The sequence below is a fragment of the Pseudomonas urethralis genome, from assembly GCF_021602465.1.
In the GTDB taxonomy this organism is placed as follows: domain Bacteria; phylum Pseudomonadota; class Gammaproteobacteria; order Pseudomonadales; family Pseudomonadaceae; genus Aquipseudomonas; species Aquipseudomonas vlassakiae.
The window spans coordinates 112,367-133,591 of record NZ_BQIJ01000015.1; the positions used below are offsets into that span (position 1 = coordinate 112,367).

General features: G+C 64.8%; 21 protein-coding genes. 10 read left to right on the top strand and 11 right to left on the bottom strand.

Annotation, left to right across the window (positions count from 1 at the left end; all coding sequences use genetic code 11):
* Positions 1-81: 81 nt before the first annotated feature.
* From L6D64_RS21625 to L6D64_RS21640, 4 genes are all read right to left on the bottom strand, one after another.
* A complete protein-coding gene (locus L6D64_RS21625) occupies positions 82-594 on the bottom strand; it encodes a ProQ/FinO family protein (RefSeq protein ID WP_176508014.1) in 513 nt (170 codons plus the stop codon).
* Positions 595-714: 120 nt separating this feature from the next.
* A complete protein-coding gene (locus tag L6D64_RS21630; RefSeq protein WP_176508013.1) occupies positions 715-1,065 on the bottom strand; it encodes a hydroxyisourate hydrolase in 351 nt (116 codons plus the stop codon).
* Complete coding sequence (locus L6D64_RS21635; protein WP_176508012.1) at positions 1,062-1,565, bottom strand: nucleoside deaminase; 504 nt, start codon at positions 1,563-1,565, stop codon at positions 1,062-1,064. The genes L6D64_RS21630 and L6D64_RS21635 overlap by 4 nt, the downstream gene beginning before the upstream one ends.
* 61 nt (positions 1,566-1,626) lie before the next feature.
* On the bottom strand, positions 1,627-2,964 hold the full coding sequence (locus L6D64_RS21640) for a nucleobase:cation symporter-2 family protein (RefSeq protein ID WP_176508011.1): 1,338 nt from the start codon (positions 2,962-2,964) through the stop codon (positions 1,627-1,629).
* Between the two features lie 181 nt (positions 2,965-3,145).
* On the opposite strand from L6D64_RS21640, the gene L6D64_RS21645 reads away from it, so the two are divergent.
* Complete coding sequence (locus L6D64_RS21645) at positions 3,146-4,060, top strand: LysR family transcriptional regulator (protein ID WP_176508010.1); 915 nt, start codon at positions 3,146-3,148, stop codon at positions 4,058-4,060.
* A gap of 10 nt (positions 4,061-4,070) precedes the next feature.
* Here the strand turns inward: L6D64_RS21645 and L6D64_RS21650 are convergent, their stop codons facing one another.
* The 3 genes from L6D64_RS21650 to L6D64_RS21660 all read right to left on the bottom strand — a co-directional run bounded on the left by L6D64_RS21650 (position 4,071) and on the right by L6D64_RS21660 (position 8,163).
* Positions 4,071-5,456, bottom strand: coding sequence for an MFS transporter (locus L6D64_RS21650; RefSeq protein WP_371870310.1), 1,386 nt, complete (start codon positions 5,454-5,456; stop codon positions 4,071-4,073).
* A gap of 77 nt (positions 5,457-5,533) precedes the next feature.
* On the bottom strand, positions 5,534-7,117 hold the full coding sequence (locus L6D64_RS21655; RefSeq protein ID WP_176508008.1) for an aldehyde dehydrogenase (NADP(+)): 1,584 nt from the start codon (positions 7,115-7,117) through the stop codon (positions 5,534-5,536).
* Positions 7,118-7,215: 98 nt separating this feature from the next.
* Positions 7,216-8,163 (bottom strand): LysR family transcriptional regulator, encoded by a 948-nt coding sequence (locus L6D64_RS21660; RefSeq protein ID WP_176508007.1) that lies wholly within the window; start codon positions 8,161-8,163, stop codon positions 7,216-7,218.
* Positions 8,164-8,278: 115 nt separating this feature from the next.
* On the opposite strand from L6D64_RS21660, the gene L6D64_RS21665 reads away from it, so the two are divergent.
* Positions 8,279-9,460, top strand: a complete 1,182-nt coding sequence (locus tag L6D64_RS21665; RefSeq protein WP_176508006.1) for a fumarylacetoacetate hydrolase family protein — start codon at positions 8,279-8,281, stop codon at positions 9,458-9,460.
* Between the two features lie 19 nt (positions 9,461-9,479).
* Complete coding sequence (locus L6D64_RS21670) at positions 9,480-11,267, top strand: IlvD/Edd family dehydratase (RefSeq protein WP_099814521.1); 1,788 nt, start codon at positions 9,480-9,482, stop codon at positions 11,265-11,267.
* Between the two features lie 16 nt (positions 11,268-11,283).
* On the opposite strand, the gene L6D64_RS21675 is transcribed toward L6D64_RS21670, so the two are convergent.
* Positions 11,284-11,676, bottom strand: coding sequence for a RidA family protein (locus L6D64_RS21675; protein ID WP_176508005.1), 393 nt, complete (start codon positions 11,674-11,676; stop codon positions 11,284-11,286).
* Positions 11,677-11,799: 123 nt separating this feature from the next.
* Between L6D64_RS21675 and L6D64_RS21680 the strand changes: the two genes are divergently transcribed.
* Together L6D64_RS21680 and glsB are read left to right on the top strand one after the other, a co-directional pair.
* Complete coding sequence (locus L6D64_RS21680) at positions 11,800-12,708, top strand: LysR family transcriptional regulator (protein WP_176508004.1); 909 nt, start codon at positions 11,800-11,802, stop codon at positions 12,706-12,708.
* A gap of 103 nt (positions 12,709-12,811) precedes the next feature.
* Positions 12,812-13,720, top strand: coding sequence for a glutaminase B (gene glsB, locus L6D64_RS21685; protein ID WP_099814518.1), 909 nt, complete (start codon positions 12,812-12,814; stop codon positions 13,718-13,720).
* A gap of 17 nt (positions 13,721-13,737) precedes the next feature.
* Here glsB and L6D64_RS21690 read toward each other — a convergent pair whose 3' ends face one another.
* Positions 13,738-14,862: a sensor histidine kinase gene (locus L6D64_RS21690; RefSeq protein ID WP_176508003.1), complete on the bottom strand. Its 1,125-nt coding sequence runs from the start codon at positions 14,860-14,862 to the stop codon at positions 13,738-13,740.
* A gap of 150 nt (positions 14,863-15,012) precedes the next feature.
* On the opposite strand from L6D64_RS21690, the gene L6D64_RS21695 reads away from it, so the two are divergent.
* On the top strand, positions 15,013-15,375 hold the full coding sequence (locus L6D64_RS21695; RefSeq protein WP_176508002.1) for a response regulator: 363 nt from the start codon (positions 15,013-15,015) through the stop codon (positions 15,373-15,375).
* Positions 15,376-15,496: 121 nt separating this feature from the next.
* On the opposite strand, the gene L6D64_RS21700 is transcribed toward L6D64_RS21695, so the two are convergent.
* Positions 15,497-16,381: a homocysteine S-methyltransferase family protein gene (locus L6D64_RS21700; protein WP_176508093.1), complete on the bottom strand. Its 885-nt coding sequence runs from the start codon at positions 16,379-16,381 to the stop codon at positions 15,497-15,499.
* Between the two features lie 118 nt (positions 16,382-16,499).
* Here L6D64_RS21700 and L6D64_RS21705 point away from each other — a divergent pair, with 118 nt between their 5' ends.
* The 3 genes from L6D64_RS21705 (at position 16,500) to L6D64_RS21715 (ending at position 19,224) form a co-directional block, all read left to right on the top strand.
* Positions 16,500-17,321 carry an ABC transporter substrate-binding protein gene (locus L6D64_RS21705; RefSeq protein WP_176508001.1) on the top strand — a complete coding sequence of 274 codons (822 nt, stop codon included), beginning with the start codon at positions 16,500-16,502 and terminating at the stop codon, positions 17,319-17,321.
* A complete protein-coding gene (locus tag L6D64_RS21710; protein WP_176508000.1) occupies positions 17,318-18,139 on the top strand; it encodes an amino acid ABC transporter permease in 822 nt (273 codons plus the stop codon). Before L6D64_RS21705 ends, L6D64_RS21710 begins: the two co-directional genes overlap by 4 nt.
* A gap of 428 nt (positions 18,140-18,567) precedes the next feature.
* Complete coding sequence (locus L6D64_RS21715; protein ID WP_176507999.1) at positions 18,568-19,224, top strand: Bax inhibitor-1 family protein; 657 nt, start codon at positions 18,568-18,570, stop codon at positions 19,222-19,224.
* Positions 19,225-19,312: 88 nt separating this feature from the next.
* Here L6D64_RS21715 and L6D64_RS21720 read toward each other — a convergent pair whose 3' ends face one another.
* Entirely contained in the window at positions 19,313-19,807 is a 495-nt protein-coding gene (locus tag L6D64_RS21720; protein ID WP_176507998.1) for a GNAT family N-acetyltransferase, read from the bottom strand.
* 233 nt (positions 19,808-20,040) lie between these two features.
* On the opposite strand from L6D64_RS21720, the gene L6D64_RS21725 reads away from it, so the two are divergent.
* The gene (locus L6D64_RS21725) at positions 20,041-20,949 is read left to right on the top strand and encodes a DUF2167 domain-containing protein (RefSeq protein ID WP_176507997.1); all 909 of its coding nucleotides are present in this window, start codon (positions 20,041-20,043) and stop codon (positions 20,947-20,949) included.
* Positions 20,950-21,225 lie beyond the last annotated feature (276 nt).

Genomic DNA, 21,225 nt, shown 5'->3' on the forward strand with positions numbered 1-21,225 from the left:
AGCCGCTTCCACAGGGATCGCACATTTGAGCAGGCCCAGGCGCCATCCGGTTGGATGGCGCAGGGCCCAGCGCGAAGGGGCTCAGTCCGCAGTCGGTTCCACTGCGGTATCGGCGACAGGGGCCGGGGCAGCGGCTTTGGCTTTGGCGCGGTCCTTGCGGCCTTTGCCGCGCTGGCGTGCCGCCTGTTGCTTGGCGTACAGCGCCTGACCGGCGGTGACAACGCCTGCGGGCTGGCCATTCAAGTCCAGGCGCGAAGCACCTTCGACCATGCTTGCCCAGTAGCGGTTGCCCCGGCACCAGGTCGAGATGCCCAGCTTGAGCTGCTCAACCGTGATGCCGAGCAGCTCCAGGTGTTGCTCGGCATCCTTGAAGATGCCCTCCTTGAGCGGCACCTTGGGCGCCGGGTTGACCGGGAAAGCCAACGGGAAATGCTTCTGCAGTGGCCAGATCGCTTCCACCGCCGGGTCCTGCTCACGCGCCTTGGCCTGCGAGGCGGGCTTGCGCTTGGCAGGGCGCGGGGCGTCGGCCTTTGCCTGCTGCTCTTTTTCAGACCGCAGGCGGTCACGTAACTCAGCTAGTTGTTCAAAACCCATCGTATTTCACTGCTTCTACGTTGATTGCGTGGCGCAAGGATAAGCCATGCAGCGCCGGGTAGCAGCAGAAAGAGGATGAATCGCTGCGGATTTAGTCACCAGGCATGGCCAGACGCAGCGTCAAGCGCCACCCCGGAAGCAGCTGACGCCCCAGGCGGTGAGCTTGAAAGGCAAGTGATAGTGCGCCTGGGCATCGCCGATCCCGAAGCGGTAGATCAGTTCGTCGATAAAGGGGATTTCAGGCAACGTCGTCCCCATTTCCCGATAAAACCGGGCCACCTGCAAACGCACTTCATAGACGCCGGCCCCGAATAGCGCGTTCATCTCCGCCAGCCCCGCCCATTGGCCGCGCGCATCGATGATGCCCTGCGCGATCGGCGCGCCGCCCGCGACGCCGATGCTCAGGCGCAGCCCTTGCGCGGCACGCCCGCTGGCAATGTCCACCACATGCACGGAGACGCCGCCGTTCATGCCCAGAACCCCTGGTGAGCGGTCGCGGCTTCGTCCTCCAGCAGCGGGCCATGCACCTGTACCGTGCGCTGGCCGCGGGCGAACACCTCGCGGCACGGCAGCGAAAAGGTGGGGTTTTCCGGGTGCGCACCGGTCAGCCCGAGCAACGCGTGTTCCGACAAGGCATAGACCACCCGGCCAATGCCGGTCCAGTACACTGCGCCAGCACACATGCAGCAAGGCTCGGCGCTGGTGTACAAGGTGCAGCCTGCGAGTTGTTCCGGTGTCAGCAGCCTGGCGGCACGCGCCGCTGCGACCAGCTCGGCATGCTGGGTCGGGTCGCCCTCGGGGGGCATGGAGTTGTTGCCGGCGCTGGCGATGATCTGCCCTTGCGCATCGGCCACCAGGGCAGCAAAGGGGTGTCGGCCGTCCTGGCGCGATTGCTCGGACAGGCGGATCGACTCGCGCAGCAGGGCCAGGTCCAAATCGGACAGCTCGGCGCCGGAGCGGGTGAACGTCATGGCGGTTACTCCTAGTACGGCAGGTGAAAGCGCGCCAGCTGGCGCGCATGAAAAGCCAGGCTCACTTGGCCAGGCGGGTATCGACGGCGTCCTGGCTGCAGGGTGCGGCTTCACGGTTGAGCAGCAGGTTGAGCAGGATGGCGCTGACCGCAGCCAGGAAGATCCCGCTTTCCAGCACCAGCTTCAGTGGGCCGCTGACGTGCTCGAACAGCGCCGGCATCGACATCGGCAACACACCGATGCTGACCGACACCGCCACCACCAGGCCGTTGCGGGTCCCTTCGAAACGGACGCGGGCCAGTTCCTGGATGCCCGCCACCGTGGTCATGCCGAACATCACGATGGCGCAGCCGCCGAGCACGGGCGTCGGCACACTGGCGATCAGCGCACCCAGCTTGGGGAACAGCCCCATCAACACCATGATGGCGCCCGCTGCGGCGACCACGAAGCGGCTCTTGACCCCGGAAAGCGCGATCAGGCCGGTGTTCTGCGTGAACGCGTTGTAAGGGAAGCTGTTGAACAGGCCCCCCAGCAGGGTCGACAGGCCATCGGCGCGAAACGCGTTGCCCAGGGTGCGCGGGTCGGTGGGCTTGCCGGTCAGCTTGCCGATGGCCAGGCAGTTGCCGGTGGTCTCGGCCATGATCACCAGCATCGCCAGCAGCATGATCAGCACGGGCGTGAAGGCGAACTGCGGCATGCCGAACGCCATCGGCGCGCTGAGCTCGAACCACGCGGCATCGCCCACCCGGCTGAAGTCGGTCATGCCGCAGGCTGCAGCCACCACGCTGCCGGCAATCAGCCCCAGGAGCACGCTGAGGTTGCCGATGAAGCCCCGAAAACGGGCGTGGATCACCAGCGTCATCGCCACCGTCGCCACGCCCAACAACAGGTTGGCCGGCTTGCCGAAGTCGGCACTGCCTGGCTGCCCTCCTCCAAGCCAGATGGCAGCGGCCGGCATCAGCGAAATGCCGATGACGGTGATCAGGCTGCCGATCACCACCGGCGGGAAAAACCGCAGCAAACGGCTGAACAGCGGCGCAATGGCCATGGTGAGCGCACCCGCTGCGATCACCGCACCGAACACATGAGGCAGCCCGAATTCCTTGCCGATCATGATCATCGGCGCCAGGGCAATGAACGAGCAGCCCTGGATCAGCGGCAAGCGTGCGCCAAAGCGCCACCAACCGAGGGTCTGCAGCAAGGTGGCGACACCCGAGGTCAGCAGGTTGGCATTGATCAAGGTCACCACCTGGGCCTGGGTCAGCCCCAGGGCACTGCCCAGAATCAGTGGCACGGCGACGGCACCGGCGTACATCACCAGCACATGCTGCAGGCCGAAGCTGAACAGCTGCCGCGCAGGCAGTATTTCGTCCACGGGATGGATAACAGGTTGGCTCATGTCGTGAATCTCCTGAAGTGCGGCTCTTTTTATTGTTGAAGGCGCCCGGAGTGACATGCAGCGCAGGGAAGCGTGGCAGCTGTCGCCGATGTCTGGCTAGAGAATCCTGGGTAATCACCGATGGAGCAAATGATTAACCATCGTTACTATCGATGGATCGACCCTTGGACAGGATCAGGTGATGCGCTTTTCGCTGGAGCAGTTGCAGGTGTTCGTCAGCGCCGTTCAGGCCGGCTCGTTTTCTGCCGCAGCGCGACGGCTGGGGCGCACCCAGTCGACGGTCAGCGCGGCCATCAGCAACCTGGAAGCCGACCTGGGCGTGCAGCTGTTCGACCGCACCAGCCGCATCCCGGCCTTGACCGCGGCGGGCCATAAACTGCTACTGCGCGCCGAGGGCATCCTTGAGCGCTGCTACGCCCTGGAGGGCAGCGCCGACAGCCTGGCAGGCCAGGTGGAAGCCGCGCTGACCCTGGCGATCGAGGTGCCCTATGGCCCGCTGATAGCGCCCTTCAGAGGCTTCGACGCGGCGTTTCCGTTTGTCGACTTGTCGATCCGCCACCCGCTGCACGGCGACGTCAGCGAAATGATCCTGACCGGCGAGGCCGACCTCGGGGTGAGTTTCGCCCAGCCCGGCTACCCGCCGGAGCTGGCCTTCCAGCAGCTGGGCAAGCTGATCATGACCCACGTCTGCCACCCGCAATTCGCCTTGGCGCGGCAGTGCCCGGTCAGCTTCGCCGACCTCAACGCCCATCGCCGGCTGGCGTTTTTCGCCCATGCCGACAAGCTGCCCAGCAGCGAATACCTGCGGGCCGGCCAGCTGTGGCGGGCGGAGAGTTACCTGGCGTTGGTCGAGATGGTGCGCGGCGGGCTTGGCTGGGCGACCCTGCCGCGCCTGTTGGTGCAGCGCGAGCTGGAGAGCGGGCAGCTGGTGGAGCTGCAACTGGAGGCCTACCCCCACACCGACTGGCTGGTGGGGGTGGACCTGCTGTGGCATCGCAAGCGCCAGCCTGGCCCGGCGGCGCGTTACCTGCGTGAGTGCCTGCAACGCAGCAAGGTGTTCGAGCTGGACCGCATGGGCAAGTCGACCACCTTGTAACGGGCGCCGCTCAGGCCGCCTCCAGTTCCAGTTGCTTGCGCGGCTCGGCAGCCGAACGCTTGAGCATCGCGGCGGGGATCGCCAGGATCAGCAAGCCGCTGACGAACAGGCACAGGCCCAACACGTAGGTGCCGTCGTTGATGTTGCCGGTCAGGTTCTCCGCCATTGCCGTGATCATCGAGCCGGTGAAGCCCGACAGGTTGCCGATGGCATTGATCATGCCGATGCCCGCCGCCGCCGCGACACCGGACAACACCGTGCCCGGCAGGGTCCAGAAGATCGGCATCAGGCTCAGCACCCCCGACGCGGCCACGGTCAGGAACAGGATCGACAGCGTGACGTCATGGGCGAACGCGGCGCTGAGGATCAGCCCGCAGCCGCCGATGAATGCGGGGATCGCGGCATGCCAGCGGCGCTCGCCGGTGCGGTTGGAGTGGCGCGCATTGAGGAACATGGCCACGATCGCCACGCTGTACGGGATGGCGGTCAGCAGGCCGATCTCCAGGCTGCTGGTCACGCCCGCGCTCTTGATGATCGACGGCATCCAGAAGGCCAGGCCATAGAAGCCGGTATTGAAGGTCAGCAGGATCAACACCAGCAGCCACACCCGCGGGTTGAAGAACACCTCGCCGAGCCGCGAGACCTTGCCGTCCGCTTCCTGTTGCAGGTTGGCCTTGAGCAACTGCTTCTGCGCATCCGACAGCCAGGTGGCCTTGTCGATGTTGTCGCACAGGCAGGTGAACACCACCACGGCCATGATCACCGAAGGCACGCCCTCGACCAGCAGCATCCACTGCCAGCCGGCCAGGTCATGCCAGCCATCCAGGCGCGTCATCAGCCAGCCCGACAATACCCCACCGAGGGTGAGGCTGACCGGCATCGCCATGAGGAAACCCGACATGACCCGGCTCTGCCGATGGGTCGGGAACCAGTAGTTGAGGTAAAGGATCACGCCGGGGAAGAAACCGGCCTCGCAGATGCCCAGCAAGAAGCGCAGCACGTAGAACATGGTGCTGGACTCGATGTGGAAGAACCCGGCCAACGGCTGGGTGAACGCCACCGCCATCGAGATGATCGCCCAGCTCAGCATGATCCGGGCGATCCAGAAGCGCGCGCCGTAGCGATGCAGCAGCAGGTTGCTGGGCACCTCGAACAGGAAGTAGCCCCAGAAGAACACGCTGGCACCCAGGGCGTAGACGGTGTTGCTGAACTGCAGGTCGTCGAGCATGCTCAGCTTGGCAAAGCCGATATTGACCCGGTCAAGGTAGGCGGCGATGTAACACAGCAGCAGGATCGGCAGGATACGCAGGATGACCTTGCGGTAGGTGCGGTCTTCGAACGCCTGATCGGCGGTGGGGGCGGTAGATGGATGAGCCATGGCCAAGCCTCGTGGCATGTCGTGCATGCCTGATTGTTGTTATGGGAAGCCCACCGCTGCAGGCGCAGCCGGTGGGTGACTATCAGCAGCGGTAATCAGCGAATCGGGTCACGGCTGGGCTGGCCGTCGACCAGGCGCAGCAAACCGAGCGGGTTGGCATCGCGCAGCGCCTCGGGCAGCAATGCATCGGGGAAGTTCTGGTAGCACACCGGGCGTAGGAAACGGTCGATCGCCAGGGTGCCGACCGAAGTGCCACGGCTGTCGGAGGTGGCCGGGAACGGGCCGCCATGGACCATGGCGTCGCACACCTCGACGCCGGTCGGGTAGCCGTTGACCAACACGCGGCCGGCCTTCTGTTCAAGCACGGCCACCAGCGGCGCGGCGTGCGCCAGGTCGTCCGGCTCGCCGATCAAGGTGGCGGTCAGTTGCCCGCCCAGCGCCTGCAGCGCGGCCAGCAACTGGGCCTGGTCGGCGAGTTCGACCAGCACGGTGGCCGGGCCGAAGATTTCCTCCTGCAGCAGCGCTTCGCCGGCCAGCAACAGCTGCGCATCCGCCTGGAACAGCTGCGGCCAGGCCTGGTTGCCCTGCTGCTCGGCGCCAGCCAGCAAGCGCACGCCGGCCTGCGCCTTGAGCGCGGCTACGCCGTGGGCATAGCTGGCCAGGGTGCCGGCGTTGAGCATGGTTTGTGGTGGCTGCTCGGCCATCTGCGCAGCCAGCTGCTCGACAAAGGCGCTGAAGGCTGGCGAGCGCACCCCCAGCACCAGGCCAGGGTTGGTACAGAATTGCCCGCAGCCGAGCACCACCGAAGCGACCAGCTCGCGGGCCACGGCCTCGCCGCGCACGGCCAGCGCCCCGGGCAGCACCAGCACCGGGTTGATGCTGCTCATTTCGGCGAACACCGGGATCGGTTGCGGCCGCGCCGCCGCCATGTCGCACAGGGCGCGGCCGCCCTTGAGCGAACCGGTGAAGCCCACGGCCTGGATGGCCGGGTGCTTGACCAGCGCCTCACCGACCCGGCCACCGTAGATCATGTTGAACACCCCGGCCGGCATGGCACAGCGCTCAGCGGCAGCGACGATCGCCTCGGCCACCCACTGCGCGGTGGCCATGTGGCCGCTGTGGGCCTTGAACACCACCGGGCAGCCGGCGGCCAGCGCCGCAGCGGTGTCGCCACCGGCCGTGGAAAACGCCAGGGGGAAGTTGCTGGCGCCGAACACTGCGACCGGCCCCAGGCCCATGCGGCACTGGCGGATATCCAGGCGCGGCAGCGGAGCACGCTGGGGCTGCGCACGGTCGATGCGCGCGCTGAGGAAGTCACCGCGGCGCAACACCGTGGCGAACAGCCTCAGCTGGCCGCTGGTACGCGCCCGCTCACCCTGGATACGGGCGGGCGGCAAGGCCGTTTCCTGGCATACGGTGGCGATGAAGTCGTCACCCAGGGCATCGAGGGCATCGGCGATGGCGTCGAGAAACTCGGCGCGGCGAGCGGCGGGCAAGGCCCGGTACACGGGGTAGGCAGCTGCAGCGGCCAGGGCAGCGGCATCGACTTCTTCGTCACTGGCCTGGTAGAACGCGCCTGGCAGTGGCTGCCCGCTGCGTGCATCGACACTGTACAAGGCCGCCTGACCGGTGGCGCGGCGAACCCCGCCGATGAATTGCTGGCCTGCGTGGGACGTCATGGATGATTCCTCGGCATTGCGAAAGACATGGGTCGCTAATCTAGGCGGCTGTGCGATGCTTTCCCAATGGCATTTATCGATCATCCGATAACGGCGCGTTATCGCTCCCCTTCCCCTCGGCCCGCGTGGGCCAGCAGGATCTCGGCGAACTCCAGCGCCGCGCCGCTCAACGGCTCGCCCTTGCGGGTGAGGATGCCGTAGTCCTGCGGCGCCAGGTGCAGCGGGGTGTCGAGGTTGACCAGCACCCCGCTGGCCAGGTGCGGCTCGACCATCGCCTGGGGCAACATGCCGATCATCGGCCCGCCCAGCAGCACCTTGAGGAAGGTCTGCATGGAGATGGTGTCGATGGTGTTGCGCGGCACGGCCACGCCCGCCTCGGCGAAGGCCCGCTCCATGCGCCCGCGAATCGGGGTGCCCTTGGGGTAGAGAATCCACGGCCACTCCAGCAGCTGCGGCAAGGTCACCGGCCCGGCAGCGCTCAGCGGGTGCTGGTCGTTGACCACGAAGCAGAACGGCTCCGGTGCCAGCGGCTGGAAGTCGAAGCGCTGGTGCTGCGACACGTCGGTGAAGCGCGCCACGGCCAGGTGCAGCTGCTTGTCTTCGAGCATGGCCATCAGGTGATCGCTGGTCTGCTCCACCACCTCGATCGACAGCAACGGCTTGCGCTGCTTGATCGCGACGATGGCATCGGGCAGCGCCACGGCGGTGGCGGCGAAAATACCGCCTACCTTCAACTGCCCGTGGCCGCCCTGGCGCAGGCTGTCGATCTGGTCGACGAAGTTGCGCGCATCGTTCAACGCCACCTGGGCATAGCGCAGCACCTGCTCGCCAAGCGCCGTTGGCGGCATGCTGCGCGGCAGCCGTTCGAACAGGGCGAAGCCGAGCAAGTGCTCGATTTCCTTGAGCATCTTGCTGATCGCCGGCTGGGTCAGGTTCATCTGCTGCGCCGCCACGTGCATGTTGTGCGTGCGCCCGAGGGTCTCGATCAGCAACAGGTGGCGGAACTTGAGCCAGTTGCAAACGTGGGAAAAGGAAAGGTCCGACATGCACGCCCCTGTCGCTGCGATAACCGCTTGTTATTGAATGGTGAGATTAAGCCATTGGAGTTTATCGCGCCGCTTGCCTAGCGTGCAGCTCTCACGTTCCGAGAGATTGCGATCCATGCCGATGACCCTCACCCCCGCCAACACCTTGCCCGTGGACGGCCTGACCGGCACCCTGATCGGCCGCGCCTGGACCCCGGGCGAACCTGGCGGCCCCTCGCCGATCACCGTGCGCCCGGACGGGGTGTTCGACCTGTCCGAGCGCTTTGCCACCCTCAGCCAGCTGCTGGAAAGCGACGACCCGTTGCACGCCGTGCGCAGCACACCGGGCCGCTTCCTGGGCAGCCTCGAAGCGTTGCTGACCAACAGCGGCGAAGCGTTCGACGCCCAGCAGCCGTACCTGCTTGCCCCGGTCGATTTGCAAGTGATCAAGGCGGCCGGGGTGACCTTCGCCGCCAGCATGATCGAGCGGGTGATCGAAGAGCAGGCAGCCGGTGATGCCAGCAAGGCCGAGGCAGTGCGTGCCACCGTGCATTCGGTGATCGGCGACAACCTGCGTGCAGTGCGCCCCGGCTCACCACAGGCGATGGCCCTCAAGGCACTGCTGATCGAGCAAGGCATGTGGTCGCAGTACCTGGAGGTGGGCATCGGCCCGGATGCCGAGGTGTTCACCAAGGCCCCGGTACTGGCGGCCGTCGGCAGCGGCAGCGCGATCGGCGTGCACCCCGGCTCGGCGTGGAACAACCCCGAGCCCGAAGTGGTGCTGGCCGTGGACAGCCGCGGACGCATCCACGGCGCCACCTTGGGCAACGACGTCAACCTGCGGGATTTCGAAGGCCGCAGCGCGTTGCTGCTGAGCAAGGCCAAGGACAACAACGCCTCGTGCGCGGTCGGCCCGTTCATCCGCCTGTTCGACGAAAGCTTCGACCTGGACGCGGTGCGCCACTGCGTGGTCGACCTGGAAGTCCAGGGCGAGGACGGCTACCGCCTGGTCGGCAGCAGCTCGATGGACCAGATCAGCCGCGACCCTGAAGACCTGGTGCGCCAGACCCTCAACGCCAACCATCAATACCCCGACGGCTTCCTGCTGTTCCTTGGTACGCTGTTCGCCCCCATCGAAGACCGTGACCAGCCGGGCGCGGGGTTCACCCACAAACCGGGTGACCGGGTGCGCATCGCCAGCCCCCTGCTCGGCCAGTTGCACAACCAGGTGACCACCAGCGACCAGGCTGCGCCGTGGACCTTCGGCCTTGGCGCGATGATGCGCAACCTGGCCGCCCGCGGCCTGCTGCAGCGCTAAAACAACAAGAGAGCATGACATGACCGATACCGCCAAACGCCCGCTGCGCAGCCAGCAATGGTTCGACGACCCGAGCCACGCCGACATGACCGCGCTGTACGTGGAGCGTTACATGAACTACGGCCTGACCCGCGACGAACTGCAGTCGGGGCGGCCGATCATCGGCATCGCCCAGACCGGCAGCGACCTCACCCCGTGCAACCGCCACCACATCGAACTGGCCCAGCGGGTCAAGGCCGGGATCCGCGATGCCGGCGGCATCCCCATGGAATTCCCCGTGCACCCGATCGCCGAACAGAGCCGCCGCCCCACTGCCGCCCTGGACCGCAACCTGGCCTACCTGGGGCTGGTGGAGATCCTCCACGGCTACCCCCTGGACGGCGTGGTGCTGACCACTGGCTGCGACAAGACCACCCCCGCCTGCCTGATGGCCGCAGCCACCACCGACCTGCCGGCCATCGTGCTGTCGGGCGGGCCGATGCTCGACGGGCATCACAAAGGCCAGCTGATTGGCTCGGGCACGGTGCTGTGGCACGCCCGCAACCTGATGGCCGCAGGCGAAATCGACTATGAAGGCTTCATGGAAATGACCACCGCCGCCTCGCCGTCGGTGGGCCACTGCAACACCATGGGCACGGCGCTGTCGATGAACGCCCTGGCCGAAGCCCTGGGCATGTCGCTGCCGGGCTGCGCCAGCATCCCTGCGCCCTACCGCGAACGCGGGCAGATGGCCTACGCCACCGGCAGGCGCATCTGCGAACTGGTGCTGCAGGACGTGCGCCCGTCGTCGATCATGACCCGCGAAGCCTTCGAAAACGCCATTGCCGTGGCTTCGGCACTGGGCGCCTCGAGCAACTGCCCGCCGCACCTGATCGCCATCGCCCGGCACATGGGCATCGAGCTGTCGCTGGACGACTGGCAGCGCATCGGCGAAGACGTACCGCTGCTGGTCAACTGCATGCCCGCCGGCAAGTACCTGGGCGAGGGCTTCCACCGCGCTGGCGGCGTGCCGGCGGTGATGCATGAACTGCGCAAGGCCGGCCGCCTGCACGAGGCCTGTGCCACGGTCAGCGGCAAGACCATCGGCGAGGTGGTCAGCGATACGGTTACCAGCAACCGCGAGGTGATCCTGCCGTTCGACGCGCCGCTCAAGCACAACGCCGGGTTCATCGTGCTCAGCGGCAACTTCTTCGACAGCGCGATCATGAAGATGTCGGTGGTTGGCGAGGCCTTCCGCAAGACCTACCTGGCCGAACCTGGCAAGGAGAACAGCTTCGAGGCCCGCGCCATCGTGTTCGAAGGCCCGGAGGACTACCACGCGCGCATCGACGACCCATCGCTGGACATCGACGAGCGCTGCATCCTGGTGATCCGCGGCGCCGGTACCGTGGGTTACCCCGGCAGCGCCGAAGTGGTCAACATGGCGCCCCCGGCCGCGCTGATCAAGCAAGGCATCGATTCGCTGCCGTGCCTGGGCGACGGTCGCCAGAGCGGCACCTCGGCCAGCCCGTCGATCCTCAACATGTCACCGGAAGCGGCGGTCGGCGGCGGCCTGGCGCTGTTGCAGACCAACGACTGGCTGCGCGTGGACCTCAACCAGCGCCGCGTCGACCTGCTGGTGGACGATGAAGAAGTGGCACGCCGCCGCGCCGCCTGGAAGCCGAACATCCCGGCCTCGCAGACGCCCTGGCAGGAACTCTACCGCCAGCTGGTGGGGCAGTTGTCCACCGGCGGCTGCCTGGAGCCGGCGACGCTGCACATGCGCGTGATCGCCCGGGAAGGCGGGATGCCGCGGCATTCGCACTGAGCGTGAGGGCCGCGCATCAGGGTAGCTTGGCAATGACTTTGATCTCGAAGTCGAAGCCTGCCAGCCAGGTCACCCCGACCGCGGTGACCGTCGGGTAAGGGGCTTCGCCCCAGAACTCGGCGGCTACCTCCCAGATGGTTTCGAAGGTGGCGTCGGGGTCGATCATGAACAGGGTGGTATCGATCACGTCGGCGAAGCTGCAGCCCGCCTCGGCCAGGATGGCGTTGAGGTTGGCAAACGCCAGGCGCACCTGCGCCGCCAGGTCGGGCTCGGCCGAGCCATCCTTGCGGCTGCCTACCTGGCCGGACACGAACAGCAAGCCATTGGCGCGGATCGCCGGCGAGTAACGGTGCAGGTCATACAGGGCGTGGCGGTCAGGCGGGAAGACGGCATCGCGTTGGCGGGTCATGGCAAAACTCCGGGTGGGTTACGGTGCAGCCACTGTAGAAAAGCCATCCATCCGGATAAACGGGCAAGGCTGGTCATGACTGTTTGTATACTCCAAACAATCCCGACCTGATCGAGCCTTGAAATGGACCGTATCAATGCGATGCAGGCCTTCGCCCGCGTGGTGGAAACCGGCAGCTTCACCAAAGCCGCAGACACCTTGGGCATGAGCAAGACCAGCGTGACCCAGCTGGTCCAGCAACTGGAGGCCCGGCTGCGCGTGCGCCTGCTCAACCGCACCACGCGCAAGGTCAACGTCACCGCCGATGGCGCTGCCTACTACGAACGCGTCGTCCGGCTGCTGGCCGACATCGACGATGCCGAGACCAGCCTGTCCAGCGCCTCGGCAGCCCCGCGCGGGCGGCTGCGGGTCGATGTCCCCAGCCCGCTGGCACGCCTGCTGCTGATCCCCGCCCTGCCCGGTTTTTATGCCCGTTACCCGGACATTCAGCTGACCCTGGGTGCGAGCGACCGCATCGTCGACATCATCGAAGAAAACGTCGACTGCGTGGTGCGCGGGGGCGAGATCACCGACCAGTCCCTGGTGGCGCGGCATGTGGCCGACCTGAAGCTCGGCGTCTACGCGACCCCGGGTTACCTGCAGGAGGTTGGCCGGCCCGTGCACCCACGGCAACTGGAAGAGGGCCGCCAGCGCACGGTCAGTTACCTGTGGTTTCGCACCGGCAAGGCGTTGCCGCTGGTCATGCAGCGCGGCGAAGAGCGCGTCGAGGTCCAGGGCCGTTCGCTGCTGACAGTCGACGACGGCAACGCCTATCTCGCGGCCGGCCTCGCAGGCCTGGGCGCGCTGTGGCTGCCGCACTACATGGCCAGGCCGCACCTGGCCAGCGGCGAACTGGTAGCGCTGTTCGAGGACTGGCAGATGGCGCCGATGCCGCTGTACCTGGCCTTCCCGCCCAACCGCCACGTCAGCGCCAAGCTGCGGGTATTCATCAACTGGGTGGTGGAATTGATGGCCGAGCACGCCGGGCCATGATCACCAGCGCCATTTGTGCATCCGCGTGTGATTTCTGCCGTGCAATCTGCGTCACAAGCGCAACCCCCTCGCTGTCGTCCGGGGACTGATAACAAGGCCTTCCATGCAAACGCTGTTGAACGAGATTCTCGACGAAGTGCGCCCTTTGATCGGCAAGGGCAAAGTGGCTGACTACATCCCGGCGCTGGCCGACGTGCCGGCGAATCAGCTGGGCATCGCCGTGTATGGCAACGACGGCAGTTACTACTGCGCAGGCGACGCCCTGGTGCCGTTCTCGGTACAAAGTATTTCCAAGGTGTTCAGCCTGGTCCAGGCGATCGGCCATTCCGGCGAAGCCATCTGGGAGCGCCTGGGCCATGAGCCCTCCGGCCAGCCGTTCAACTCGCTGGTGCAGCTGGAGTTCGAGCGTGGCCGCCCGCGCAACCCGTTCATCAACGCGGGTGCGCTGGTGATCTGCGACATCAACCAGTCGCGCTTTGCCGCGCCCACCTTGTCGATGCGCGACTTCGTCCGCCGGCTGTCGGGCAACCCGCACATCGCGATCGATGCCAAGGTCGCCGACTCGGAGTATCAGTTCCGCGCGCGCAACGCCGCCATGGCTTACCTCATGCAGTCGTTCGGCAACTTCCATAACGAAGTCGAGACGGTGCTGCGCAGCTACTTCAGCTACTGCGCGCTGCAAATGAGCTGCCTGGACCTGGCGCGGGCCTTCTGCTTCCTGGCCAACGACGGGTTCTGCAAGCACAGCGGCGAGCAGATCCTCAGCCGCCGCCAGACCCAGCAGGTGAACTCGATCATGGCCACCAGCGGGCTGTACGACGAGGCAGGCAACTTCGCCTACCGGGTCGGCTTGCCCGGCAAGAGCGGCGTGGGTGGCGGGATCGTGGCCATCGTACCGGGGCAATTCACCGTGTGCGTGTGGTCGCCGGAGCTGAATGCGGCGGGTAATTCACTGGCGGGGATGGCGGCACTGGAGCTGCTCAGCGCACGGATCGGGTGGTCGGTGTTCTGACCCAGGCAGCGGGGTCGTCAAACCTCAGACAGGATGACCTCGAATAGCGTCCCCTGCTCCGCTGTCGACACGACCTCGATCCTGCCGCCATGGCTGGCGACGATCTCCGCCGCGATGAACAGGCCCAGCCCAAGCCCGGCAGCTGAGCCCCGCTCGCCCTCCGCATAGCTGGAGTAGCGGCCTTCGGGTTTGAACAGATAAGGCATCACGGCCTCGGGAATCGGCTCTCCCGAGTTGTGCACGCTGATGCGTGGCACACCGGCCTCATGGGCCAGCGAGACTCGGATGGGCAGCGTCGAATCGCCATGGCGCAGGGCATTGCCGATCAGGTTGGAGAACACCTGCGCCATGCGTTCCGGATCAAACTGGCCAGTAATCAGCGCGGCCTCCTCGAATACGATTGTCGCCTCAGGGGTGGCCGCGCGCAGTTCGTCGATGACCGAACGACAGATCGCGTTCAGTTCCACCGGCTGCGGGTGCACCGGAATGCCTGTCCCCAAGTTGCAGCGCGCCAGGTCCAGCAGGTCGTTGACCATGCTGTTGGCGCGGCGAGCGCTGTTACACACCTGGGACGCCAGCTGCTTCACCTTCTCGTCTGACGTGCCCTGGCGCAGGATGAGGTCGCCGGCCATGAGCACCGCGCCCAGTGGCGAGCGCAGATCATGACCCAGCACGGCCAGGACCATCTTGCGGGTTGATTCCACCGCAGCGCCGTAGGCTGCGACGGACTCAACCAGGGCCTGGTCTATTGCCTCGTTGAACCGGATCATGTCCTGAACATGATGCGCGTCCCGCATGGTTTCTTGTGCCAACCACAATGAAAGCACGCTGGAGCGCAAGGCCCGGTACTCCGCGACCATCTGGTCCATGGAAAAGCCGGCAATCAGGCGCGTCACCGCATGGGAATGAGCTGCCGTGTCGCTGGACTGTTGAGGACCCCTGCCTTGCGCTTTTTCGGCCTGTTGATAGGCAGTCTGAGCAGTGCGCATGTCGGCAGCAACGGTACGCAGGATTTTTTCGGAATGGTTTCTGAGGCCGACTGAATCCTGCTTGGGCAAATCCGTCTCGACCGAGCGGGCAAAGTCTTCCCAGGCCAGGAGAATGCTCTCCATGTCGCTCTCGATGAAGTCATACAGTCTCATTGCGATCCTCGCCCAGCTCCCTGATCAAACGTCCAACCAGACTAGCCCAGGAACTGAAACGGGCAAAGAAACCGCTTGAGCGCCTTTCGTCCACTTTTGGAAACGACTTGTTATAACCCGCATCTAGATGGCCAGGGACAGGGGGAAGCGATGAAAAGCCATGTACTGGTAGTGGAAGATGACGACATCCTGCGGTGGTTGATGAGCGAAGCAGTAACGCACTTCGGCCACCGGGTCACCGACTGCGCCAATGCCGATGACGCCTTGGCGGCCTTGGCGCGTCTGCCAAACCTGGCACTGGTGATTACCGATGTGCGCATGCCTGGGCACCTGGATGGTCTGGGCCTGGCCAAAGCCATCTGGGCAGAACACCCCGAACTACCCGTGATCATTGTCTCGGGCCATAGCATCGTTCCCCCCGGCTTTCTCCCTGCCAATGCGCGCTTCATCCGCAAGCCCTGCACACTGGACATCCTCAACAGCGCAATCGCAGAGCTGCTTCCCGCCCACTGACTCCTGAAGTGGCAGCACTAGCGCGCCCCCTGTGGGAGCGGGTTTACCCGCGAACACGGGCGAAGCCCGTGCCATCCACCAGGTATCTTTCACCCCCCCAAATGCCGCGCCACAGTGCCTTTCAATCCAGGCCGCGCTTGATCTCGGCAATATGCTCCGGCCCGATGCCACAGCAGCCGCCGATCAGGCTCGCCCCACGCGCCCGCCAGTCGCGAGCCCACACCAGGTAGCCCGGCGGGTCGAGGTCTTCCCGCAGTTCATCCAGCCCATCGTTGGCCGTGGCTTGCTTCGGTTGCGGCGGGAAGGCATTGGCGTAGGCGCCGATGGCGATATCCGCCTGGCGGGCGTCGATCACCGTGCGCGCCACCTCCAGCGCCGCGCCGATGACTTCCGGCTGGCTGCAATTGAACAGCACCGCCGCAACACCGAGGCTGGCCACCGCTTCGATGGCATCGGCCACCGGCTCGCCGGAACGCAGGCGCGGCACGGCATCGACGTCTTCGTCCTGCAAGGTGAACGACACCCAGAATGGCTTGCCGTCCGCTGGCAAGTGGCTGTGAATGGCCCGCACCTCGGCAATCAAGCTCTGGGTTTCCGCCAGCCACAGGTCCACATGCGGCGCCAGCCCTTGCAGCAGTGGCGTCAGCACCTCGGCCACCCGCTCAGGCTGGAACAGGTCTGGCCGATAGGAGCCGAACAACGGCGGCAACGACCCCGCCACCTGCACCGGCTGCGCACTGGCATCGGCCGCCCGACGAGCCAACTGCCCCGCCACCGAGGCCAGTTGCAGGCCCTCCTTGGCAAACCGCTCCTCGCCGATATGAAACGGCACCACCGCATAGCTGTTGCTGGTGATCACCTGCGCACCCGCGGCAATGAACGCGGCATGCACCCCGACCACCGCCTCGGGGGCCTCGCTCAGCGCCAGCGCCGACCACTCGGGCTGGCGGAACGGCGCGCCGCTGCGCTGCAATTCCCGCCCCATGCCACCGTCCAGAACCACCATCGCTCGCTGTGTCATATAACGTCTCTAAAGGTGCTTATGATTAAAATTCATTATATTTCGATTATTTATAACTATTTAATACCTCCTGTCCCGTTTTGCCAATTTTTCAGGTGTTTACATGCGCATCCCTGCCCTGCTCGGCGCGAGCCTCCTGTTGCTCGCTACCGCTACCCAAACCTTCGCCGGCACCACCCTCGAGCGCGTCGAGACGAACAAGGAGCTGGTGAACGTGCTGATGGAAAGCTACCCGCCGTTCTCGTTCCTCAACGCGCAGAACCAGCTCGACGGTTTCGACGTCGATGTGGCCAAGGCAGTGGCGCAGAAGCTCGGCGTCAAGCTGCGCCTGGAAACCCCTTCCTGGGACGTGATCGCCGCCGGCCGCTGGAGCGGGCGCTACGACATCTGCATCTGCTCGATGACCCCGAGCAAGGCCCGCGCCGAAGTGTTCGCCTTCCCGGTGGAGTACTACGCCTCGCCCGCCGTCATCGTGGTCAATGCCAAGGATGACCGCATCCACGGCGCCAAAGACCTGGACGGGCGCAAGGTCGGCCTGACCGCCGCCTCCAGCTACGAGAGCTACCTGAACAAGAACCTGGTGATCGAAGGCGCCGAAGACCGCCACATCGACTACCCGTTCGAGGCCGTGCAGATCGCCCCCTACGACACCGACAACGTCGCCTTCCAGGACCTGGGCCTGGGCGCTGGCGTGCGCCTGGACGCCATCCTCACCAACCTGGTGACCGCCAAGCCGCGCCTGGACCAGGACAACCGCTTCAAGCTGGCCGGCGCCCCGCTGTATGAAGAGCCGAATTCGGTGGCTATCGAAAAAGGCGACCCAGAGTGGGACGCCAAGGTGCGCCAGGTGTTCGCCGAGCTGAAGGCTGACGGCACGCTGGCGCAGATCTCGCAGAAATGGATCGGCGCCGACATCAGCAAATGAGCACCTTCCCCCCTGCCCCCAATCCCGTGGCGCGCGCCACGGTTGCCGGCCTGTTCGGCTTCCGCACCCGGTTGTACCTGACCTGGCTGGCGCTGTTCGCCCTGTTCGTGGCGTTCTTCCTCAGCTTCGACCTGAAGTTCGCGATCATCGTCGAGAAATTCCCCAACCTCGGCGGCTTCAAGCTCGGGCCCAACGGCTTTTTGCAAGGTGCAGCACTGACCCTGTTCCTGTGCCTGTGCTCGATGGTGGTGTCGGTGGCATTCGGCTTTGCCGCCGCGCTTGCACGCCTGTCGAACAGCGCAGTGCTGGTGGGCATCGCCAGCTTCTACACCTCGTTCTTCCGCGGCACCCCGCTGCTGATCCAGATCCTGCTCATCTACCTGGGCCTGCCACAGCTGGGCCTGGTGCCCGGCGCCATCAGCGCCGGCATCATCGCGTTGTCGTTGAACTACGGTGCGTACCTGAGCGAGATCTTCCGCGCCGGCATCCTCGGCGTCGCCCGCGGCCAGCGCGAAGCCGCCCTTGCACTGGGCCTGCGGCCGGTGCAGATCTTCACCAGCATCGTACTGCCCCAGGCCATGCGCGTGATCATCCCGCCCACGGCCAACCAGTTCATCTCGATGCTCAAGGACTCGTCGCTGATCTCGGTGATGGGGGTTTGGGAAGTGATGTTCCTGGCACAGTCCTATGGGCGCTCAAGCTACCGGTACCTGGAGATGCTGACCACGGCGGCGGTGATCTACTGGGTGTTGTCGATCCTGCTGGAGCTGGTGCAGGCACGCCTTGAGCGACACTTCGGCAAGGCCTACCAGCGCTGACCCGCCCGCCCCACACCGCTCCCTGTGGGAGCGGCTTCAGCCGCGAAGGGCCGCAAAGCGGCCCCAGCTACGGCAACCCACTGCCGCACCATCCATCACTCAGCGCCTGGCGGAATACCGTCCTTGTTCTTGTCCTTGAGCCGCGCTCTTTCCTCTTCGGTCGAGTGGGCCGGCACATCGGCTGGTTGCTGATCCTGTTTCTGGTCTGTCATGGCTTACCCCTCACAAGTGATCTCTAAACTGTGAATGCACGGACCTGCCAGTGGTTCCTCAATAAACCGCAGCGCTCGTTATTTCACCCGTAGGAGCGCGCGATCCCTTCAATAACGATGCAGCCATATGCCATCATTGCCCCACCATCGCCAAAGGTCCCGTACCCTCGCCGGCCTGGTCGTTACCCGGACACTCAGCAAAGGAAAGCCCTGCACATGATTGAAAACGACACCTTCAACCGGGTCGGTACCAACCACCAGATCTCGGCCAACGCCTACAACCTCATCCTCGGTGCCGTGCTGCTGTGGGGCTTTGCGGTGAACTGGTACCTGGTCACCACGGTACCGGCCGAGGTCATGCTGGCCATCCCCTTGATAGCGTTCCTCATTGGCTACTTCGTCCTGGCGATGTCCGGCGTCGCCCTCCTCGCCGGCTCGCAGGATCCGATGTACAGCTTCCTCGGCTATAACCTGATCGTGCTGCCGGTCGGCCTGCTGCTGGTGGTGGTGCTGCCCGATTACTCGCACGAGATCATCGTCCAGGCGGTGCAGACCACCATCTTGCTGACGGCGGGGATGATGATACTGGGGACCCTGTTCCCGGCATTCTTCAGACGGATCGAGTCGTCGCTGTTCATCGCCCTGCTGGTGTCGATCCTCGTCGAGCTGGGCCAGGCGTTCTTTTTCGGCACCCACCTGGCGGCCATGGACTACATCGTCGCTGCGATCTTCTGCGGCTACATCGGCGTGGACTGGGGGCGTGCCAACCGGATCGAACGCACCGTCGACAACGCGATCGACAGTGCTGCGGCGCTGTACCTGGACATCATCAACCTGTTCCTGCGCATTTTGCGGATCATGGCGAAGAAGTAATCAACACCAAGCATCAGGCCCATGCCGCGAGCCGCGCTTGTCGTGCCACGGCGATGGGCCGCAAGGCGGCCCCGGCTCACCCACTGGGCTACGCCTCTTCCTGCTTGTAAATACGCAGTCCACGCGCCTGGTAGTTACCCAGCGCAGCAGGATGGTCAAAGGTGCAGGTGTGCACCCAAACCCGCTCTGTACCCTGCCACGCCCACGCGGATTGAATCGCGTGGCTCAACAGCGCCCCGCCGAAGCCACATCCCAGGAATTGCGGTGCCAGCCCGAAGTAGCGGATTTCGCTGTTACGCCCATCCGGGCGGTAAAGCTCGTAATAGCCCGCTATCGCACCCCGGTGATAGGCAACCCAAGTACGGTGGCCTTCCTGCTCAACGAGCGCCTGCCAGTCTGACAGCGTCCACACATCAAGATCGCCCCACTCCCAAGCCGTGCCCACCAACTGGTAGAGAAACCGATTTAGTTCCGGCTGAGGCACTTCACATTCGATGATCTGAAGGTCCTGAGGCTGAGGCTTTGCCTTCAACTCAGAGGGCGAGGACATTTCCAGGTAATACGTGGTGCAAGACTGTTCCATTCAACGATCCTTACTGTTAATGGCAGGCGGACGGCTACGACCAGATCGGCTCTAGAGCGTGGCCCTGTAGGAGCGAGTCCACTCACGAAGAACCCGACACGGTCTATGGCAGCGACCGCGCCAGTGTTCGCACTAAAGCCTGCCGCATTGCATGAACATGAAATTCTGGCGTTTGGCCAGCTCTTTCAGTTACCCTGCGCGGCCAAAATTGATTCAAATTGTAAGGGACTACGATGAAACACCTGCGCCAGTTGCTGGCGGCAGTGTTGCTCTGCGCAACCACTTTGCCCGCCATTGCCGCCAACACCCCCGCGTCTGCGCCAACCACCAGCGAACAGCCGCAGCAAACCGCCGAACAATGGTTGGCCACGCTCAAGCCACAGCACGGCACCATCACCCTGCCCAGCGGCATCGCCAGCCTGCAACTCAACAACGAGTTCTACTACCTCTCGCCGGCCGACACCGAGCGCCTGCTGACCGAAGGCTGGGGCAACCCACCGGGCTTCAAGACCCTCGGCATGATCATCCCGACCGCCGTCAACCCACTGGCGGACAACGGCTGGGGCGTGATCATCAGCTACAAGAACGACGGCCACATTTCCGACGATGACGCCGCCAAGATCGACTACGCCGAACTGCTCGAGCAGATGAAGGCCGAAGACGAGGAAGACAACAAGGAGCGCCGCAAGCAAGGCTACGCCGGCCTGACCCTGTTGGGCTGGGCCGAGCCACCGAGCTACGACCAGGCGACCCACAAGATGTACTGGGCGCGCGAGTTGAAGGCCGAAGACGCCGACCAGACCACGCTGAACTACAGCATCCGCGTGCTGGGCCGCGAAGGCGTGCTGGAGCTCAACGCTGTGGCGGCAATGGCCGACCTGCAGACCATCAAGCAGGAAACGCCGAAGATCCTCGCCTTTACCAACTTCACCGACGGCAACCGCTACGCCGACTACGACGCCAAGACCGACAAGCTGGCGCCGTATGGGCTGGCTGCACTGGTCGCTGGTGGCATTGCTGCCAAGGCGGGGCTGTTTGCCAAGATTGGTGTTGCGTTGCTGGCGTTCAAGAAGTTTATCGTTCTGGGCTTGCTGGCCATCGCCGGTTTCTTCCGCAAGCTGTTCAAGCGCAAGCAAGCCTGATGCTGGCCTGGCTCACCCTTGATGGGTGGGCCACTGCCGCGATTGTTCGAGTCGGTTTTCGGGGCTGAGCAGTCACATATTGTTACGCCCTCTGGCTAATAAAATCAGATTTAGCCCCTTCCTTGTAGGACCTTTCCCAAAGATACTGCCGACGCCTGTTTTTCGTTGCATACGCTAATAGTGGACTCTAGTCTCGGGACGTCGTTGTCATGCAACGACCGGGTTTAGCCGCCCGATATCGTCGGACACCACAGCCATGCAATACCGAGCAATCGG

Excerpts from the sequence above, each read along its gene's own strand:
- L6D64_RS21720 (WP_176507998.1), bottom strand. The coding sequence starts at position 19,807 with ATGGAACAGTCTTGCACCACGTATTACCTGGAAATGTCCTCGCCCTCT.
- L6D64_RS21670 (WP_099814521.1), top strand. The coding sequence starts at position 9,480 with ATGACCGATACCGCCAAACGCCCGCTGCGCAGCCAGCAATGGTTCGAC.
- L6D64_RS21725 (WP_176507997.1), top strand. The coding sequence starts at position 20,041 with ATGAAACACCTGCGCCAGTTGCTGGCGGCAGTGTTGCTCTGCGCAACC.
- L6D64_RS21660 (WP_176508007.1), bottom strand. The coding sequence starts at position 8,163 with ATGTCGGACCTTTCCTTTTCCCACGTTTGCAACTGGCTCAAGTTCCGC.
- L6D64_RS21665 (WP_176508006.1), top strand. The coding sequence starts at position 8,279 with ATGCCGATGACCCTCACCCCCGCCAACACCTTGCCCGTGGACGGCCTG.
- L6D64_RS21640 (WP_176508011.1), bottom strand. The coding sequence starts at position 2,964 with ATGAGCCAACCTGTTATCCATCCCGTGGACGAAATACTGCCTGCGCGG.
- L6D64_RS21680 (WP_176508004.1), top strand. The coding sequence starts at position 11,800 with ATGGACCGTATCAATGCGATGCAGGCCTTCGCCCGCGTGGTGGAAACC.
- L6D64_RS21675 (WP_176508005.1), bottom strand. The coding sequence starts at position 11,676 with ATGACCCGCCAACGCGATGCCGTCTTCCCGCCTGACCGCCACGCCCTG.
- L6D64_RS21625 (WP_176508014.1), bottom strand. The coding sequence starts at position 594 with ATGGGTTTTGAACAACTAGCTGAGTTACGTGACCGCCTGCGGTCTGAA.
- L6D64_RS21645 (WP_176508010.1), top strand. The coding sequence starts at position 3,146 with ATGCGCTTTTCGCTGGAGCAGTTGCAGGTGTTCGTCAGCGCCGTTCAG.
- L6D64_RS21705 (WP_176508001.1), top strand. The coding sequence starts at position 16,500 with ATGCGCATCCCTGCCCTGCTCGGCGCGAGCCTCCTGTTGCTCGCTACC.
- L6D64_RS21630 (WP_176508013.1), bottom strand. The coding sequence starts at position 1,065 with ATGAACGGCGGCGTCTCCGTGCATGTGGTGGACATTGCCAGCGGGCGT.
- glsB (WP_099814518.1), top strand. The coding sequence starts at position 12,812 with ATGCAAACGCTGTTGAACGAGATTCTCGACGAAGTGCGCCCTTTGATC.
- L6D64_RS21650 (WP_371870310.1), bottom strand. The coding sequence starts at position 5,456 with ATGCCACGAGGCTTGGCCATGGCTCATCCATCTACCGCCCCCACCGCC.
- L6D64_RS21695 (WP_176508002.1), top strand. The coding sequence starts at position 15,013 with ATGAAAAGCCATGTACTGGTAGTGGAAGATGACGACATCCTGCGGTGG.
- L6D64_RS21700 (WP_176508093.1), bottom strand. The coding sequence starts at position 16,381 with ATGGTGGTTCTGGACGGTGGCATGGGGCGGGAATTGCAGCGCAGCGGC.
- L6D64_RS21710 (WP_176508000.1), top strand. The coding sequence starts at position 17,318 with ATGAGCACCTTCCCCCCTGCCCCCAATCCCGTGGCGCGCGCCACGGTT.
- L6D64_RS21635 (WP_176508012.1), bottom strand. The coding sequence starts at position 1,565 with ATGACGTTCACCCGCTCCGGCGCCGAGCTGTCCGATTTGGACCTGGCC.
- L6D64_RS21690 (WP_176508003.1), bottom strand. The coding sequence starts at position 14,862 with ATGAGACTGTATGACTTCATCGAGAGCGACATGGAGAGCATTCTCCTG.
- L6D64_RS21715 (WP_176507999.1), top strand. The coding sequence starts at position 18,568 with ATGATTGAAAACGACACCTTCAACCGGGTCGGTACCAACCACCAGATC.
- L6D64_RS21655 (WP_176508008.1), bottom strand. The coding sequence starts at position 7,117 with ATGACGTCCCACGCAGGCCAGCAATTCATCGGCGGGGTTCGCCGCGCC.